At 59.2% G+C, this 16,397-nt stretch carries 11 protein-coding genes and 1 tRNA gene; 8 read left to right on the top strand and 4 right to left on the bottom strand.

The window, feature by feature from the left end:
• Positions 1-286 precede the first annotated feature (286 nt).
• Positions 287-360: transfer RNA gene (locus BGO89_03110), tRNA-Pro, on the bottom strand.
• Between the two features lie 141 nt (positions 361-501).
• On the opposite strand from BGO89_03110, the gene BGO89_03105 reads away from it, so the two are divergent.
• The 3 genes from BGO89_03105 (at position 502) to BGO89_03095 (ending at position 4,921) form a co-directional block, all read left to right on the top strand.
• Positions 502-2,679, top strand: coding sequence for a hypothetical protein (locus BGO89_03105; protein OJX59418.1), 2,178 nt, complete (start codon positions 502-504; stop codon positions 2,677-2,679).
• Positions 2,679-3,314 (top strand): hypothetical protein, encoded by a 636-nt coding sequence (locus BGO89_03100; protein OJX59417.1) that lies wholly within the window; start codon positions 2,679-2,681, stop codon positions 3,312-3,314. Before BGO89_03105 ends, BGO89_03100 begins: the two co-directional genes overlap by 1 nt.
• 194 nt (positions 3,315-3,508) lie before the next feature.
• The gene (locus BGO89_03095) at positions 3,509-4,921 is read left to right on the top strand and encodes a hypothetical protein (GenBank protein OJX59416.1); all 1,413 of its coding nucleotides are present in this window, start codon (positions 3,509-3,511) and stop codon (positions 4,919-4,921) included.
• On the opposite strand, the gene BGO89_03090 is transcribed toward BGO89_03095, so the two are convergent.
• Positions 4,908-5,327, bottom strand: a complete 420-nt coding sequence (locus tag BGO89_03090) for a hypothetical protein (protein OJX59415.1) — start codon at positions 5,325-5,327, stop codon at positions 4,908-4,910. The genes BGO89_03095 and BGO89_03090 overlap by 14 nt on opposite strands.
• A gap of 106 nt (positions 5,328-5,433) precedes the next feature.
• Here BGO89_03090 and BGO89_03085 point away from each other — a divergent pair, with 106 nt between their 5' ends.
• From BGO89_03085 to BGO89_03065, 5 genes are read left to right on the top strand one after another with little or no spacing between them, the layout of a single operon-like run.
• Entirely contained in the window at positions 5,434-6,819 is a 1,386-nt protein-coding gene (locus BGO89_03085; protein ID OJX59414.1) for a tRNA (N(6)-L-threonylcarbamoyladenosine(37)-C(2))-methylthiotransferase MtaB, read from the top strand.
• On the top strand, positions 6,816-7,676 hold the full coding sequence (locus BGO89_03080) for a hypothetical protein (protein ID OJX59413.1): 861 nt from the start codon (positions 6,816-6,818) through the stop codon (positions 7,674-7,676). Before BGO89_03085 ends, BGO89_03080 begins: the two co-directional genes overlap by 4 nt.
• Before the next feature lie 26 nt (positions 7,677-7,702).
• Positions 7,703-11,890: a hypothetical protein gene (locus BGO89_03075; GenBank protein OJX59412.1), complete on the top strand. Its 4,188-nt coding sequence runs from the start codon at positions 7,703-7,705 to the stop codon at positions 11,888-11,890.
• A 53-nt stretch (positions 11,891-11,943) separates the two neighbouring features.
• Positions 11,944-13,815 (top strand): hypothetical protein, encoded by a 1,872-nt coding sequence (locus tag BGO89_03070; GenBank protein OJX59411.1) that lies wholly within the window; start codon positions 11,944-11,946, stop codon positions 13,813-13,815.
• A 4-nt stretch (positions 13,816-13,819) separates the two neighbouring features.
• Entirely contained in the window at positions 13,820-14,227 is a 408-nt protein-coding gene (locus BGO89_03065; protein OJX59410.1) for a hypothetical protein, read from the top strand.
• Positions 14,228-14,557: 330 nt separating this feature from the next.
• Here BGO89_03065 and BGO89_03060 read toward each other — a convergent pair whose 3' ends face one another.
• Together BGO89_03060 and BGO89_03055 are read right to left on the bottom strand one after the other, a co-directional pair.
• Positions 14,558-15,373 (bottom strand): hypothetical protein, encoded by an 816-nt coding sequence (locus tag BGO89_03060; protein OJX59409.1) that lies wholly within the window; start codon positions 15,371-15,373, stop codon positions 14,558-14,560.
• 12 nt (positions 15,374-15,385) lie between these two features.
• Positions 15,386-16,159 (bottom strand): tRNA pseudouridine(38-40) synthase TruA, encoded by a 774-nt coding sequence (locus tag BGO89_03055; GenBank protein ID OJX59434.1) that lies wholly within the window; start codon positions 16,157-16,159, stop codon positions 15,386-15,388.
• Positions 16,160-16,397 lie beyond the last annotated feature (238 nt).

Raw genomic sequence — 16,397 nt, 5'->3', positions numbered from 1 at the left:
CTGCTCGCGTATAGGGCAGCTTCTGTTCTATCACGAGGGCTACTGCCTCGCGTTTGAATGCTTCATCGTACCGTTGTCTGCGTTTCGGGTTTGTCATGGTGACCTCCTCCGTAATATCGGAAATGAGATCCAGCCACTGTCAACTAGATGGGGGGATGATCAGACCGACCGTTTCCTTCGATGAATGCTGGCCGCGATGGCGGCCACATACTTCCGTGTCACCGAACGACGTCCCCAACGAAAAAACCCGTTCGATCCTGAGATCGAACGGGTTTCGTTCACTGCGTCGGGGCGAGAGGATTTGAACCTCCGACCCCCTCGTCCCGAACGAGGTGCTCTACCGGGCTGAGCCACGCCCCGAAGTGAGAAACAAAGATCGGGAAGGATGCGCTTTTATCCAAGCGGAAGTCGTCAAAGTTATTCACAGGGCAGTCCCGTGTCTTGCCATGAACACGACTTGCCGCATCTTCGCGTCTTGTTCTGCTCTTATCATCGGACGGCATGGATACGTTCAGCTTCGCATTCACGAATGGTTCGGTCTGGATCTACCTGCTGGCGGTCGTCATCGCGGCACTGCTGGCATGGGTGAGCTATCGCCGTACCGTACCCGAACTGGACTCGCCGATGAGGGTCGTGCTGACAGGACTTCGCACGCTCGCACTGGCACTGCTGATCGTGACGCTGTTCGAGCCCCTGATCCGGTTCATCCGATCCGATGACGTCACACCGCGCATCGCCCTGCTGGTGGACAAGTCCAGCTCGGATGGAATGAAGGATAAGGCAGGGGATCGGGCTGTCCAGGTGAAGACCGCGCTCGGAGCCGTTGCGGACGGTGCCGAAGCCGAGATCGATATCCTGGCCTTCGACGCCGCCATCGGCGAGCCGATGGCCCGCACTGCAGCCGATACGCTGCACTTCACCGGACATCGTACGGACATCGGCGGGGCGCTGCGCAGCGTCTCCAACCGTTCCGAAGAACGTCATTACGGAGCGATCGTCCTGATCAGCGATGGTAACGACAACGTCGGAGACGGTCCCGTCTACGTCGCGGAACGTTCGGGTCTTCCCGTCATCGCCATCGGTATCGGCGATACGGTGCCCCCGAAGGATCTGGCGGTGCAGAGCCTGCTGACGAATTCCGTCGGCTTCGTGGGACAGCCTCTACCGGTGACGGTGGAAGTGACGACGGAGAACCTTCCGGATGGAGAGGCGACGGCAGTCCTGTACGATAACGGCGCGGAAGTCGCACGACAGAAGGTTCCGGTACGGAGCGGCCATCACCGGGCGAGCGTGACGTTCACCTATACGCCGAAGAGCGACGGAATACGGAAGTTGGGCGTCGACGTCGACGCGCTGCCCGGCGAGTTCACGACGAAGAACAACCGTGCGCAGGAATTCGTGCGGATCGTCAGGAACAAGCGCCGTATCGTCCTGTTTGCCGGTGCTCCGAGCGCCGACGTCTCCTTCTTTCGCAATGCCTTGTCCGAGGATCCAACCGTCGAGATCAAGACCTTCATCCAGCGTCAGGGAGCTGACTTCTACGAAGGAATGCCGCAGCCCACCGTGCTCGACGATGCCGAGGCCTGCATCCTGATCGGATTCCCGGTCTCCTCCACGCCGCAGGCTATCCTGTCGATGATCGGCGCCGCTTGCGGCAAGGGCGTGTCGCTGCTCTTCATTCCGTCGCAGGGAGTGGACTATTCGAAGATCGGACCGCTCGAGGACGTCCTGCCATTCAGGGTGCAGTCGTCCAGGAACCAGGAATTCCTGGTGAGTCCGGACGTCGCCCGCGGATCGACGAGCGATCCCATCCTGAAGCTGACGGGTACGGAACGGGATGCGGAGTTGTGGAACGACCTGCCGCCGATCTATCGGACGGAAACCTTCGTGCGGCCTGCACCGGGCAGCGTCGTGCTCTCGACCGTCCGCTTCAACAATGTGCCGATGCAGGATCCCCTCGTGATCAAACGGGAGACGGATCGTACACGAAGCCTGGCCGTGATGGGCTATGGCCTCTACAGATGGCGGTTGCTCGGCACCGGCCCTGCCCGCGCACGCGGTGAGGAAGCCGTCGACGTCCTGTCGCTCTTCGTCGGCAACAGCATCCGGTGGTTGTCGGTCAAGGACCAGGGCAAGCGCGTCCGCATACGTCCCACACGGTCCTTCTATGCCTCGGGTGAAACGGTGGAGATCACCGGGAACGTGCTCGACGCGTCGTATGCTGCCGTCGATGGCGCCGACGTCAAGGTGCGTCTGAGAGGTGCCGGACTCGATCGTACGCTCGTTCTCGCACCGCGGTCCAACGGACGCTACATGACGACGGTCGGCATCCTGCCTGCAGGGGACTATTCATATGAAGGCACCGCGACGTTGAACGGCCAGTCCCTCGGTACCGATAACGGACGGTTCAGCGTCGGAGACGTCAGCATCGAGGATGCGGCGACGCACCAGAACAGGGAACTGCTGAAGCTGCTGGCCGAGCGTTCGGGGGGACGCTACCTGCATTCCGCCGAAGCAGGGAAGGTTCGTGACATTCTTCGCAAACTCGGATCCATGAAGGCGACGACGCAGACGTCGGAACGTGAAGTCGTACTGTGGCATCTGCCCTGGCTGCTCGCCGGAGCCATTCTCTGCTTCGCGCTGGAATGGTTCATGCGCAAGCGCAGGGGACTCGTCTAGTGGGTCGCAGACCGGACAGGCTTCCCGATCATCTCCAGGCTCTGTACGACGAGCGTCGACAGGCCATACGCCGACGACTGCAGGACTTCGCCTCCGTTCCTTCGGAGCGATACTTCTACGAAGCCTGTTTCTGCGTCTGCACTCCGCAGTCGAAGGCCGCGTCGGCCAACGTCGTCGTTATGCGCCTCGAAGAGGCGCGGTTCCTGGAGCGCGGCGGCGACCCTTCACCACTGCTCCGGTCCGCAGAACACTATATACGTTTCCATACGACGAAGTCCGGACGCCTGCTGCGGCTGAGAGAAGAATGGGGGAGCCTGCTGGACCTGATCCGTTCCACACCGGACAGCAGTGTGCTCAGGGACACGCTCGTCGAACGCATCGACGGTTACGGTCTGAAGGAAGCCTCGCACTTTCTCCGCAACATCGGCCGACGCGACCTCGCCATCATCGATCGTCATCTGCTCAGGAACCTTGTCGACTGTGGTCTGTATATGGAGATTCCCAACGTCTCGACCAGGAAGCGATATCTCGGGGTGGAAGGGGAATTCCGCCGCTTTTCCGACCGCATCGGTATCCCGATGGACGAGCTCGACCTCCTGTTCTGGTCGGCTATCACGGGTGAAATCCTGAAATAGATTTTTTTTTCGCGAATGTGACATTTCCTCAAGTCATTGTGAATGAATGACTTATGCTGTATTTCCGGTCTATGTGAAGGACTCTTTACGTACATATACGTAAGTAGTTCTTGACTAAGCGAAATTACGTACGTATGTTTGCGGGTGTTAGACGTACGTATTTCCGCTTACAACTTGGTATACAGGAGTCCGATATGGGCCCGCGCAAGACCTTCTCGATGCTGACGACCTGCCTCATGCTCTGTGGTGCCGCACTTAGCGCCCACGCTGCAGGTTCCGGTTCCGGTTCGATGCATGCACTGTTCTCTGGTGGCCAGGCTCTCGAGCCCGTTCGCGCTATGCTGAACAACGGTCAGGCGAAGTTCCAGATCGTCGACAAGCGTATCCTTCCCGAAAAGACGGAAGTCGAAGTGGTTCTCACGGACGCACAAGGCCGTACGATCGGTGGATATGCACCGCCCTACATCTCGTCGGGCATCGATGCACGCCTCCTGTGGAAGGACTTCGTCGCCAGCGGTCTCGCACTGCCGTCGTCGCCCGACCAGCTGACGATCCGCGAAGAGCGCAAGGCGATGAACGAATCGTTCGCCGTCGCCTTCGTCCTCGATCATAGCCCCTCCATGACGGTTCCCCGCGCACTGCGCATGCAGCGTGCCATCCAGCAGGCGCTGACGACGTTCAACGAGAACGACTACGCGTCGGTCGTGAAGTTCACGGGACGCGTCACGACGGAAGTACCCGTCACGAAGAGCCGTGAGGAGTATCTCGGCAAGTTCAAGACGAACGGTCTGAACCTTCGCAGCGACGGCACGGCGATCTACGATGCAACGCGTGAAGGTATCGCCCAGATCTCGAGCATCCCCAACAGCAAGCGTGTCGTCATCGTCTTCACGGACGGCGAAGACAATTCGTCGAGTGCCGGTCTGGATGACGTGGTGAAGGACGCACTGGCTGCCAACGCACAGGTATTCAGCGTCACGTATGGCGTGAACAACGACGAACCCCTCGTCAAGCTCGCCAACGCCACGGGTGGCCGCGTACATCGTCTCCATGATGTCGGTGACTTCGATCGCGTCTTCCTCGGTATCTACAACTCGCTCCGCCACACGTACGTCGTTTCCGTCGATACGAAGGCAGAACGCCGCCAGGAAGAAATCCAGACAGCCGTCACGTCGTTCGCAAGCGCCGGTATGAGCACCGTCCGTGCAAGCGAAGTCATGGCCCTCATGCCCAAGGAACATGTGCAGATCGCACCCCAGAGTGCCGCCGATCAGGCTCTCGTCGTGAATGTGGACCTCAATTTCGCTGATGCTAACAACGTTAGCCCTGCAGACGTACCGCTGCTCGACTCCGTGGCCACGGTGCTGATCCAACGTAACGACCTGTCGCTGGAAATTCTCGGTTCGGCAGATGCAGTCAACAGCACAGAGGATAATGCCACTGCACACCGTCGTGCCCAGGCCATCCGCGATGTACTTGTACGCCGCGGCGTACACCCCAGCCGTGTACAGGGCTTCGGCAACACGAAGACGCAACCTGCCAATACGGCACCTGCGCAAGTCGGCAGCGGTCAGCGCAAGACGACCTTCGTCTTCACGAAGATGTAAGACGCCGATACGCTTCATCGACCTTCTTCCGAAGCGCTTCCGATCTCATGACGATTTGAACCTGAGTACCCTCCGCAAGGAGGGTATTCTCGTTTATGGCGGTGATCGCGCATACGATGCGATTGCCTTCCACGTTCACGACGCGTGCTTCGACGTCGACGACGGCACCGACGGGAGCCATGGCCCGATGTTCGAGTGCAAGGGCGCCTCCAACGGCATTCTCTCCTTCGTCGAAGTACGGTTCTATTGCACGGCGTGCAGCGACTTCTGCATGATAGGCGAGCCAGAACGTCGAGTATACAGGATGGATCTCCCTGCCATCGAGACGTGCCGTCATTTCTTCCGTCACCGTCACGATCACATGCGCGGTCGACGAGCGTACATCGTCTTTCATGATGACTTCCATAACCTTGTTGAGCGAACTGCATGACGATCTGCGTGCGACCGTATATTTTCATCGACGGACAGAAGATACACGGTTTTCGAAGTGATCCTATCCGTAGTTTTGCAGTATGTCGATCTCAGCACAACAGCATCAACTACGGGCAAGCATCCACACTCTTGGATGCAAGCTGAACTATGCTGAATCGGCCGATCTGAAGGAACGTTTCGAACGTCTGGGCTATGCCATCGTCCCGTTCGGAGAAGCCACGGACGTCATCGTCGTCAATACGTGCACGGTAACGGAACAGGCCGATACGGAGTGCAGGAAGATCATCAGAAGGGGATTGCGCACGTCACCCGATGCCGTGGTCGCCGTCACCGGATGCTATGCGCAGTTGCAGCCCGAAGAGATCGCATCGATCGACGGCGTGAAGGGAATCTTCGGTGCGGCGGAAAAGACGTCGATACCCGACCGGATCGACGAACTGCGCACTACCGTTTCTCCGCGTATCTACGTTTCGGAACTGACGGATGACCTCGCCTTCGTTCCTGCACGATCGAGCGACAGCGATTCGCGTACGCGTGCCTTCGTCAAACTCCAGGACGGCTGCGACTATTCGTGTACCTTCTGTACGATCCCTCTCGCTCGTGGCCATAGCCGCAGCATGGACTACGACAAGGTCATGCACGAGATGGCCGATCTCGAACGGACCGGATATTCCGAAGTGGTCCTTACCGGCATCAACCTCGGTGAGTACCGCTCGGTGACGGGGGAGCGGTTGATCGACGTGATGAAGGCCGTCGATGCACGATCTCCATCCTTCCGCATACGCATCTCGTCCATCGAACCGAATACCGTCCGCCAGGAACACATCGATCTCGTCGCATCGTCGTCGGTCTTCTGCCATCACTTCCACCTTCCTCTCCAGCATGGTTCGGCCGACCTGCTGCGCGCCATGCGCCGGCGGTACAATCCGGACATGTATCGCGATGTGGTGAACAGGATCGTCGCGTCGATGCCGCACGCCGCCATCGGCGTCGACGTCATCGTGGGATTCCCCGGTGAGACGGATGCCCTGTTCGAGGAATCCTGCGACTTCATCGCAAGCCTGCCGTTCACGTATCTCCACGTCTTCACCTACAGTGAGCGCGAACATACGCCTGCGGCATCGCTGCCCGACCCCGTACCGATGCGTCTGCGTCGTGCACGGACGGCGAGATTGCGGGCGCTCTCGGATCGACGTCGCGACGAATTCCAGCGACGGTTCGAGCATACGGTACAGTACGTCGTCCCCGAAGCGTTCGATCATACGACGTCGACATGGAGCGGGTGGACGTCCAACTACGTCCGTGTGCGGTTCGAGGGACCGTCGACCCTGCTCAAGCGTCGGTATCGCGTCCTGCTCGGCATCGCATCGGAGGGCGTCGTCGATGCCTCCCTGCTCGAAGCGGTCGAGCTGCGTACGATGCCCGTCATGATCGACATTCCCGTTCATCAGGAAGCAGTGCAATGAAGGTCTTCATCGTCGTCGACATGGAGGGAGCAACGGGCGTTGTCCATCCGGATCAACTGATGCCGGAAGGACGTGGCTACGCTGCGGCGCAACGCTGGCTCACTGGTGACGTCAATGCGGTGATCCGTGGAATCCTCCGTGCCGAGCCGTCGTCGGATATCATCGTCGGTGATGGTCACGGCATCATGCGGAACGTCCTGCTGGACGAACTGCATCATTCGGCACAACTGGTGATGGGACCGGCGAGGTCGGCGAACAAGCCTCTCTGTCAGTGTGAGGGCATTGACGGAACCTTCGATCTCGGCATGATGGTAGGCTTCCATACCAGGGCGGGTACGGAGGGCGGGCTGCTGGCCCACACCTTCGTAGGCAGTACGATATGCAACATGTTTCTGAACGGACGTGTCGTCGGCGAAGCCGAAGTGGATGCGGCCATTCTCGGTTCCTTCGGCGTCGGCGTCGGCCTCATCGTCGGCAACAGCGATCTGGAGAAGGAGATCGGTGAGTGGCACGCTCGGTGTCCGTTCGTTTCCACCAAGCGGACGCTTGGTCCCACGGCGGCGATCTGTCGTCCGCCATCCTATACAGCTCCACTGATCGAGGATGCCGCTGCCAGGGCAGTGCTGCAGCATCGTCGTGAACCTTTTCTGCCGTACACAGTCAACGGACCAGTAGTGCTTGCCGTAGAGTTGTATCGTCGGGAAATGGCCGACAAGGCGGCTTCCTCCATCGCGGGCATAGCGAGGGAGGGAGAGCGGACGATATCCGCTACGGGCGATACCGCAGCAAAGGCGTTCGGCACGATCTGGCAGGCTATTACGAGGGCACAGGACGAAGCACCGGTCTGGTTGTCTTGACCGTGCCCGCTCATGGACAATGAGCTATGTTGAAACAGATTCTGCTTGATTCCTCCGACGTCGGGATGACCTTACTCGACGGCCGGAACAGGATCAAGGTCTGGAACGCAGCCGCATTGAACCAGCTCCTGCTCATGAACAGGACGATGCTGGTCGAGGATGCTCCATTCGAACACCATATTCCCGTTGAACATCGGCCGATCGTCGTCGATGCCATCCAGCGTGCCCATGAGGGCACCTCGACCGACGTGGTGCTGATGCACGACGATGGCCATGGTAACACCGCATATCATCGCGTCGAATGTCGATCCGTCACGGATCCGGGTTCATCGGAACGCTATGTCGTCGTCACGTCCAGGGATACGACGGATGCCTTTATCCATACCGAGCACCTGCGCGCGAGTCAGCGGCAGTATTGCAGGCTGATCGAACAGAGCTCGGATGGTATGATGGTGATCGACGGCATGGGCGTCGTCGCGAGCGTCAGCCCGTCCAGCGAACGCCATCTGGGCTTCCGGGAAGCGGACCTCGTCGGTCCCTTCCGCTACGACCGCATCCATGCCGACGACCGCGAACGGATGATGTCGGCCTTCGACAGCGTCATGAAGGAAGAGTCGGGAGTGGAGCATCTGACACTCCGGTTCGTTCATCGCAACGGACGAATCGTATGGCTCGATGCCGTACTCCACAACATGCTGGACGTGCCCGACGTCCAGGCAGTCATCCTGACCTATCGTGATGCCACGCAGCGCAAGGAATACGAAGAACATCTGGCGACGAACGAACGTCGCCTGCGCTCGCTCGTGCAGACCGGCGACGATCTCATCAGCATCCTGGACGACGTCGGTGGTTATCTCTACGTCGGCCCCACGCACGCACACGTCCTTGGACTGGACCCGGGTGCGTTGACGGGGAAGAATCTCTTCGCCTTCATCCATCCCGACGACCATGGTCGCGTCATGCATGGACTCCGTAGCGTGACGCCGGATCGACGCGTCGAACTGACACCGTACCGGTACATGGCTGCCGACGGCGAATGGCACTGGGTGGAGACGATCCTGACGGACCAGAGAAGCGAACCGACGATCCGCGGTATCGTCGCCAATTCCCGCGACGTATCCGTCAAGCTCGCACAGCAGCGGATGCTCGAGTCGGCATTGGCCGAACGGCGGAAGATCATGGAACTGTCGCAGGACATCATCTGCACCTTCGATGCCGCATGGCGATGCACGACGATGAATGCGGCCTGTCGTCGGATACTGGGAAAGGAACCGGACGAAGCGATCGGTATGGACTATCTCGCCATCGTCCATCCCGACGATATCGGGAACACCGTCGCGGCATTGTCTTCCATCATGGCCGGCGAGGTCATGATGACGTTCGACAACAGATGCATCCATGCGAACGGATCCACGGTGCCGCTTTCGTGGAACGTCTACTGGTCGGGCGAGGACAATACGCTGTTCTGCGTCGCACGGGACATGACGGAGAAACTCGGCATCGAAACCGAAGACGAAATCCAGAAACTGATCACGTTGTCGATATCGTCGTCGACGTCCCTCGAACATGGTATCGTACGCATCCTCGAACGTCTCATCGCCTTCAGCAACTGGGATACGGCCGAGCTGTTCATCGACGACTATGCCAGGAAGAATCTTCAGTACCATGCCTGCTATCATCCCGACGATCCTGCGCTGGCACGGTTCTGTCGTCTCGGAATGGAAGGACGCATCCCGAAGGGCGTCGGTATTCCCGGACGTACGTACGCCGATGGCCGGACGCAATGGATCGCCGACGTACCGTCGGCCGTGCATGAAACGCGGCGTCCGGCCGCCCTCGAATCGGATCTGAAGACGGGCGTCAGTATTCCCATCTATCATCACGGAACGGTCGTTGCGGTACTCGTGCTGTTCTCGCGCTACGTCATCGAACGCAACGATCGCATGGTGGCACTGCTGACGCGGTTGTGCAGTCATCTCGGTTCCGAGCTCGAACGCAAGAGGTCGTCGGAACTGCTCGACAAGTTCTTCGACCTGAGTCCCGATACGTTCGGCATCCTGAGCGAGGATGGAACGATTCTCCGTACGAACCGCCCCGAGCTGTTCACGGGACCTGCCTATGGGAAGATCGGTGACCTGCCGTTCTTCGACGTCCTCCATGCCGAGGATCGCCCTGCAGAGGGTACGGCATTCTGGACGATGGTGATGAAAACGGGGACGTGCTCCTTCGAAGCACGGTTGTCGTTCCAGGTCGGCGGAAGGGAACGCTGGCATTCATGGACGCTCCGCTACGACGAGGACGAACGGGTATTCTTCGCCGTAGCCAAGGACGTCACGGAATGGCGCCATGCCGCCCGCACCATCCGCGAGTCCGCGCAGCAGCTCCTGAACATCCTCGAGAGCATCGGTGACGGCTTCATCGCCGTCGATAGGTCGTGGAAGATCACGTACTGGAATCACGAAGCGGAACGACTGCTGCTCCGCAGGCGCGAGGACATGGTCGGCTGCAGCATTCTGGAACGGTTGTCGGGCCCGGATATGCGCATGTTCCAGCGTCAGCTCTCAAAGGCCCTGGAGACGGGGCGGACCGTGCGTTTCGAAGAGTATCATCATGAGCTCGATCGATGGTTCGAGATCGCCATCTATCCGTCGGAGAACGAACTGTCGGTCTACTTCCGCGACATCACGGACAGGCATCGCAAGGAAGACGAATTGCGGGCGTCGAACAGACGCTTCCAGGTCGTGACCATGGCCACGAACGATGCCATATGGGACTGGGATCTCGTGGGGGATTCCGTCCTCATGGGATTCGGATTCGAATCGCTCTTCGGCTACGATTCGGAACAGAAGGTATCGAGCGTTACGAAATGGTCGGATCGTATCCACGAAGAGGATCGCGATCGTGTGCTCGACGGCCTGCGCTTCGTACTTGATTCCGGGCGCGACGTGAAGTGGGAAGACGAATACAGGTACCGTCGAAAGGACGGAACCTTCGCCGTCGTCTCGGACTGCGGCTATGTGCTGCGTGACGGCGCCGGTCATGCCTTCCGTATGATCGGTGCGATGCAGGACATCACGGACAGGAAGCGCATCGAAAAGGAACTGCGCACGAGCAACGAGCGCTACGAACTGGTGTCGGCCGCGACGAACGATGCCATATGGGACTGGGATTTCGCGACCGACCTTCTCTACTGGAGCAAGGGATTCACGACGATCTTCGGATACGATACCCTGAACGACGTTCCGACGATCGACCAGTGGTATGCCCGGATCCATCCCGATGACGTCGGCAGGGTCCATCATGCCATCGAACGCATCATCGGCGACGTACACGCAACGACCTGGGAAGACGAGTACCGTTATCGTGCCGCCGACGGCAGATACCTCGACGTCTACGACCGTGGCTACGTCATTCGGGGTGCCGACGGCATACCCGTACGCATGATCGGTGCGATGCAGGACGTATCGGAACGCAAGGACTACGAACGTCGCCTCCTCGAACTCAACCAGTCGCTGGCCATACGCGCCCAGGAACTCGCGGATTCCAATGCCGAGCTCGAGCACTTCGCCTACCTGGCCTCGCACGATCTGATCGAGCCGCTGCGGATGGTCCGCAGCTTCATCCATCTCCTGGATACGACCTACGGACAGGATTTCGACGAGACGGCCAGGCAGTACGTGGGCTTCGCCATCGACGGGGCCGACCGCATGCAGCAACTGATCAAGGACCTGCTCGAGTTCTCGCGGATCGGTACGCATACCGAGCCTCTGTCGGATGTCGACGTCGGCGAACTCCTCGCCGATCTCCGGACACTCTACGGTCTCACCATCGGCGAGCTGCAGGCCACCGTTTCCATCGGCGCGATGCCCGTCATCCAGGGATATCCTATGCAGATACGGCAGGTATGGCAGAACCTCCTCGGGAATGCGCTCAAGTATCATGGTCCCGACCCGCTCATGGTGACGATCGAAGCGATGGAGACGCCGACGGCATGGGAGTTTTCCATCGCCGACAACGGCATCGGCATCGAACCGCGATTCTTCGAGCGGATCTTCGTGATCTTCCAGCGTCTGCACAGCAGGGACGACTATTCGGGAACGGGTATAGGCCTGGCCATCTGCAAGAAGATCGTCGAACGACACGGAGGTCGCATATGGGTCGATTCGCGACCGGGAGTCGGCAGTACGTTCTTCTTCACGATCGCGAAACAGTGACGGAGGACGGGGTGACGAGAGCGATTACAATCGGTGAGAACAGATAGGAAATCATGGCCGACCAGTTACACATACTGATCGTCGAAGACAATCCCGGTGACGACCTCTACACGCGGGAACTGATCGGAAGGAGTCGTCTTCGCGAATCGATGGTACGTAGCGTACGCACCCTGGGCGATGCATTCACCGTGTTGCGGAGCATGCCATGGGACGTCGTCCTGCTCGACCTCACACTGCCCGATGCCCATGGCACTGCGGCCGTGGTTTCGCTGACGGCGACCTTCCCGTCCATTCCCTGCGTCGTACTGAGCGGACAGCAGGATGACGCCCTGGCTCTCGAAGCCGTTCGGCTCGGAGCCCAGGACTATCTCTACAAGGGCGAGTTCGACGGAACGCATCTCGAGAAGTCCGTACAGTACAGCATCGAGCGTGGCAGACAACGCCTGCTGGTAGAGGACTCCGAACAACGCTACCGTGCACTGTTCGAGAGCAATCCGCTTCCGATGTGGGCCTACGACGTACATACGGGCCACTTCCTCATGGTCAATGCCGCGGCAATCGACGGCTACGGATATTCGCTGGACTGGTTCCTCTCCTCCGCCATCTTCGACCTCCATCTTCCTGAGGATGTCGCCGAAGTGCGGATGTACCACGTCCGCAACGCCGGCACGGGAGGCCGGCACAGAAGCAGCGAATGGCGTCATCGTACGAGGGACAGGGGAATCATCGACGTCAAGATCATCTCGCACGACATCAGACTGTTCGGCAAGGACGCGAGGCTCGTCGTGGCGATAGATATCACGGAAAGCAGGGATATCGAACGCCATTCACGATTACTGGAATCCGTCGTGACGAATTCCAAGGACGCCATCATGATCACCGAGGCCGAGCCCGTCGACGAGCCGGGTCCGAGGATCATCTATGTCAACAAGGCTTTTACGGAAGTCACGGGATACGATCGCAACGAGGTCGTCGGGCGTTCGCCGAGACTGTTGCAGGGACCGAAGACGGACAGAGCGGAACTCGACCGTATCCGTCACTCCATCGAGCGGCACGAAGCCGTCGATGCGGAAATCGTCAACTACCGGAAAGACGGGAGCGAGTTCTGGGTCAACCTCGTCATCTTCCCGATCATGGACGTCAAGGGCCAGAACACCCACCTGATATCGATACAGCGGGACACGACCGTCCGGCGCAGAAGCGAGTCGGAGCTGCGCTCGCTCGTCGACGAACTGATGACGGCCAATACCGATCTCCGGCAGTTCTCCTTCATCGCTTCCCACAACATGAGGGGGCCGGTGGCCAACCTGCTCGGCCTCATCGATCTCTTCGACGTGGAAGGGAAGGATCCGCGTACGAACAGCGAAATCCTCGCCCGCGTCTCCGAGTCGGCGACCGGACTCGACAGGACGATCCAGGAGCTGGTGCGCATGCTCATGGTCAAGAACACCCGCGACATGAACGTCGAAGTGTTCGATTTCAACCTTGCCCTGACCGACGTCACGTCGGCCATCGAGAACCTCATTCTGGAGAGGAAGGTGATGGTCGTCAGCCGTAATGTTGATTTACAACCCGGACTGCGTTATGTTCGGAGTCATGTGGTCAGTATCCTGCAGCATCTGATCACGAATTCGATCCAGTATGCGCATCCGGACCGGAATCCGATCGTCACAATCAGCGCGAACCGTATGCAGGGCAATGTGTTCATAGATGTTGCCGACAATGGACTGGGTATAGACCTGGAGCGTCACGGTGACCGACTGTTCGGGATGTATCAACGGTTCCACAGTGGATCGGAAGGACGCGGCCTGGGTCTGTATATCGTCAAGTCTCAGATAGAGGCGATGGGGGGATCGATTTCCGTTACGAGTGTCGTCGGCAGGGGGACGACGTTCCATATTCGACTGAAAGAACATCAGGAGTAGTGCGATGAATTATCAATCGGTACTTATCGTCGATGACGATTCCACAACGGTCTTCCTGCTGAAGCTGCTGATGGAGCGTACCAACTTTTCGGGGACGGTGCTGGCAGCACCGGACGGCAAGCAGGCTCTCGATCTGGTGTCACAGATCACGTGTACGGGCCGGACGATGCCGGATCTCATCTTCCTCGATCTGAACATGCCGGTGATGAACGGCTGGGAATTCCTCGAAGCGTTCGATCCGTTGAGCAGTGAACTGGCGGCCGCTCCGAAGGTCGTCATCCTGTCTTCGACCATCGATCCTATCGACATATCACGCGCAGGGAATTATCCCTTCGTGCTTCGCTTCATTTCGAAGCCCCTTACACGTACCCACCTGGCGGAACTCGCAGCGGATGCATGCGGTCGGGCATAGCGTTACAGGTGTCGTCGCCGGATTCATATCGGCGTTATCGATAGTGGTCGTCGAAGACGATACGGCCGGATTCCTGGTCGAAGTATGGGACAGGTAGATTGGGCAAGGGCGATACGCTCACCATCGCTATGAATGGAGAAGAAGCCGTCGACGTTCTCCACCGGAGAATCGCCGGAGAGGAGCGTGCCTTGCCGGACAGCTCGGGGAGATATGTGCACTGGCGTCTGAAGGAAGACGACGATGTCGCGTCCCGTATTCGGTCCATGAACGGCGAACCCCTTCACGACGATTGCCATGAAGGGGTTGCGGGAAGTGTCGCGATGCGTGCCGTTACAGCTTGCGCTTGAAGTCCGTATAGCCGCGGGTATTCAGTTGGGCCTCCGTCGGCGGAGGGACGTTGTTCTTCCTGATGCGCTCGTTCGTGGCATCGATACGATCCTGCGGCAGCGGGTGCGTGGAGAGCAGTCGCTCCAGTCCCGAGCCACCACGTCCCTTGACCTTGTCGAAGAAGTAGTTGATGGCTCCGGGGTACCACTGCGTGCTGCGCATGTAGCGGAAGGAATAGTCATCGGCTTCCATCTCGTCGTCGCGGCTGTTCTTGAGCAGACCGAGGCCGGCGAACATGTTGGCGGCGAGCGCGACGTTCTGGTTCGTGTTCTTTCCGAGGACGATGTTCATCACCGTCTGCAGACCGAGTTGCGTCGTCATCCGGTTCGTCGAATGGCGTCGTTCCGCATGCGCGATCTCGTGGCCGATGACGCCTGCGAGGGATGCTTCGTTATCGAGCATCTTGATGAGCCCGGTGTAGACGTAGATATATCCACCCGGCGTACAGAAGGCGTTGATGGTCTTGTCGTCGTTGATGATCTCCGCACGATAGGCGAAGGCGCCCCGATACTTGATGTCAGGTGCCTGGATCAGACGGTTCACGAGCCCCTGAACGTAGTCGCGTGCCGAGGGATTGTTGAGGATGGGATATTCCTGCGGACTGGCGCGGATCTCCTGATCGAACTGGGCTCCAAGTTTCTGGTCCTCGGATACGGGGAAGACGTTGACGGCCCCGCAGTACGTCAGGGTGATTGCAGCAACGATGGTGCCGATGACGTTGCGTCCGCGGCGTATCGTTTGTCGTAGCGATAGCATCATCTCTCCGATGGTTTAGTAGCTGATATGGTGATCGAACAGGCCGTCGGCATACTTCAGACGGTTCAGCACGAGTCCCCTGGGCGGTGCCAGCGGGCAGCTCCGCGATCGGTCCATGTTCCGCAAGGCATCTGCGACGTCGTCCATCGTCCGTTTTCCCCGTGCCACGTCGAACATGGCGCCGACGATGCTGCGAACCATTCCGTAGACGAACCTGTCGGCACGAAGTCGTACGACGAGCCGATCGGCATGTGGTTCCACACGGCAGAGTGAGACGTCGCAAAGATACGAGACGGTATCGGGGTTGTGCTTCGAGAAGGTCGTGAAATCATGACGACCTTCGAACGCGGTGGCGGCGGCGGTGAACATCCTGCGGTCGTACGGCAGTTCGGGATACCAGGCGAACCGACGCATGAAGACGCTTTCCTCGAGTGCGACGGTATAGACGTATTCACGCCATAACGGCTGGTATCGGGCATGGAAGTCGGCCGGTACCTCCGTCACGTCCCTGATGCGGATGTCCTTCGGCAGGCGGGTATTGAGCGCAGGGCGGATCTTCTCCGTCGGGATGGCATGCCCACCGATGACGAAGGTATGGGCCACCTGGCCGCGGGCATGGACGCCCGCATCGGTCCTGCCGGATCCGATCAAGGCGCACCGTGTACCGAAGGCCTGTTCGAGGGCATGTTCGATGGTTTCCTGGACCGTCACGGCATTGGGCTGCGTCTGCCAGCCGGCATAGTCCGTACCGTCGTATTCGATCAACAGTCCGAGGGGACGTTCGGTCATGTCCGTTGTCCGGTCATATCGGGATGCGGCGGGAGATTCCGCGGATGATGGCTTCACGGCGCAAAAATAGGTCTGCCCGGTGTCTTGACGACGATGCCGTATCATGTTCGTATGGCCTGCCACCGGATCGATGTCCCCCGTCGCGCGGTTCCGATACGGGGGTGATCGGGCCCTGTTCCGCATGACGGTAACTACTCTGGAATCGTATATTACACGCCTCCAGTATCTATCGTCATTT

It is taken from the genome of Candidatus Kapaibacterium thiocyanatum (assembly GCA_001899175.1).
Lineage (GTDB): Bacteria > Bacteroidota > Ignavibacteria > Kapaibacteriales > Kapaibacteriaceae > Kapaibacterium > Kapaibacterium thiocyanatum.
This window is presented reverse-complemented; position numbering and strand designations above follow the sequence as displayed.

Coding starts and splice junctions, on each gene's coding strand:
- BGO89_03085 (OJX59414.1), top strand. CDS start 5,434: ATGTCGATCTCAGCACAACAGCATCAACTACGGGCAAGCATCCACACT.
- BGO89_03105 (OJX59418.1), top strand. CDS start 502: ATGGATACGTTCAGCTTCGCATTCACGAATGGTTCGGTCTGGATCTAC.
- BGO89_03055 (OJX59434.1), bottom strand. CDS start 16,159: ATGACCGAACGTCCCCTCGGACTGTTGATCGAATACGACGGTACGGAC.
- BGO89_03090 (OJX59415.1), bottom strand. CDS start 5,327: ATGGAAGTCATCATGAAAGACGATGTACGCTCGTCGACCGCGCATGTG.
- BGO89_03080 (OJX59413.1), top strand. CDS start 6,816: ATGAAGGTCTTCATCGTCGTCGACATGGAGGGAGCAACGGGCGTTGTC.
- BGO89_03070 (OJX59411.1), top strand. CDS start 11,944: ATGGCCGACCAGTTACACATACTGATCGTCGAAGACAATCCCGGTGAC.
- BGO89_03065 (OJX59410.1), top strand. CDS start 13,820: ATGAATTATCAATCGGTACTTATCGTCGATGACGATTCCACAACGGTC.
- BGO89_03075 (OJX59412.1), top strand. CDS start 7,703: ATGTTGAAACAGATTCTGCTTGATTCCTCCGACGTCGGGATGACCTTA.
- BGO89_03095 (OJX59416.1), top strand. CDS start 3,509: ATGGGCCCGCGCAAGACCTTCTCGATGCTGACGACCTGCCTCATGCTC.
- BGO89_03060 (OJX59409.1), bottom strand. CDS start 15,373: ATGATGCTATCGCTACGACAAACGATACGCCGCGGACGCAACGTCATC.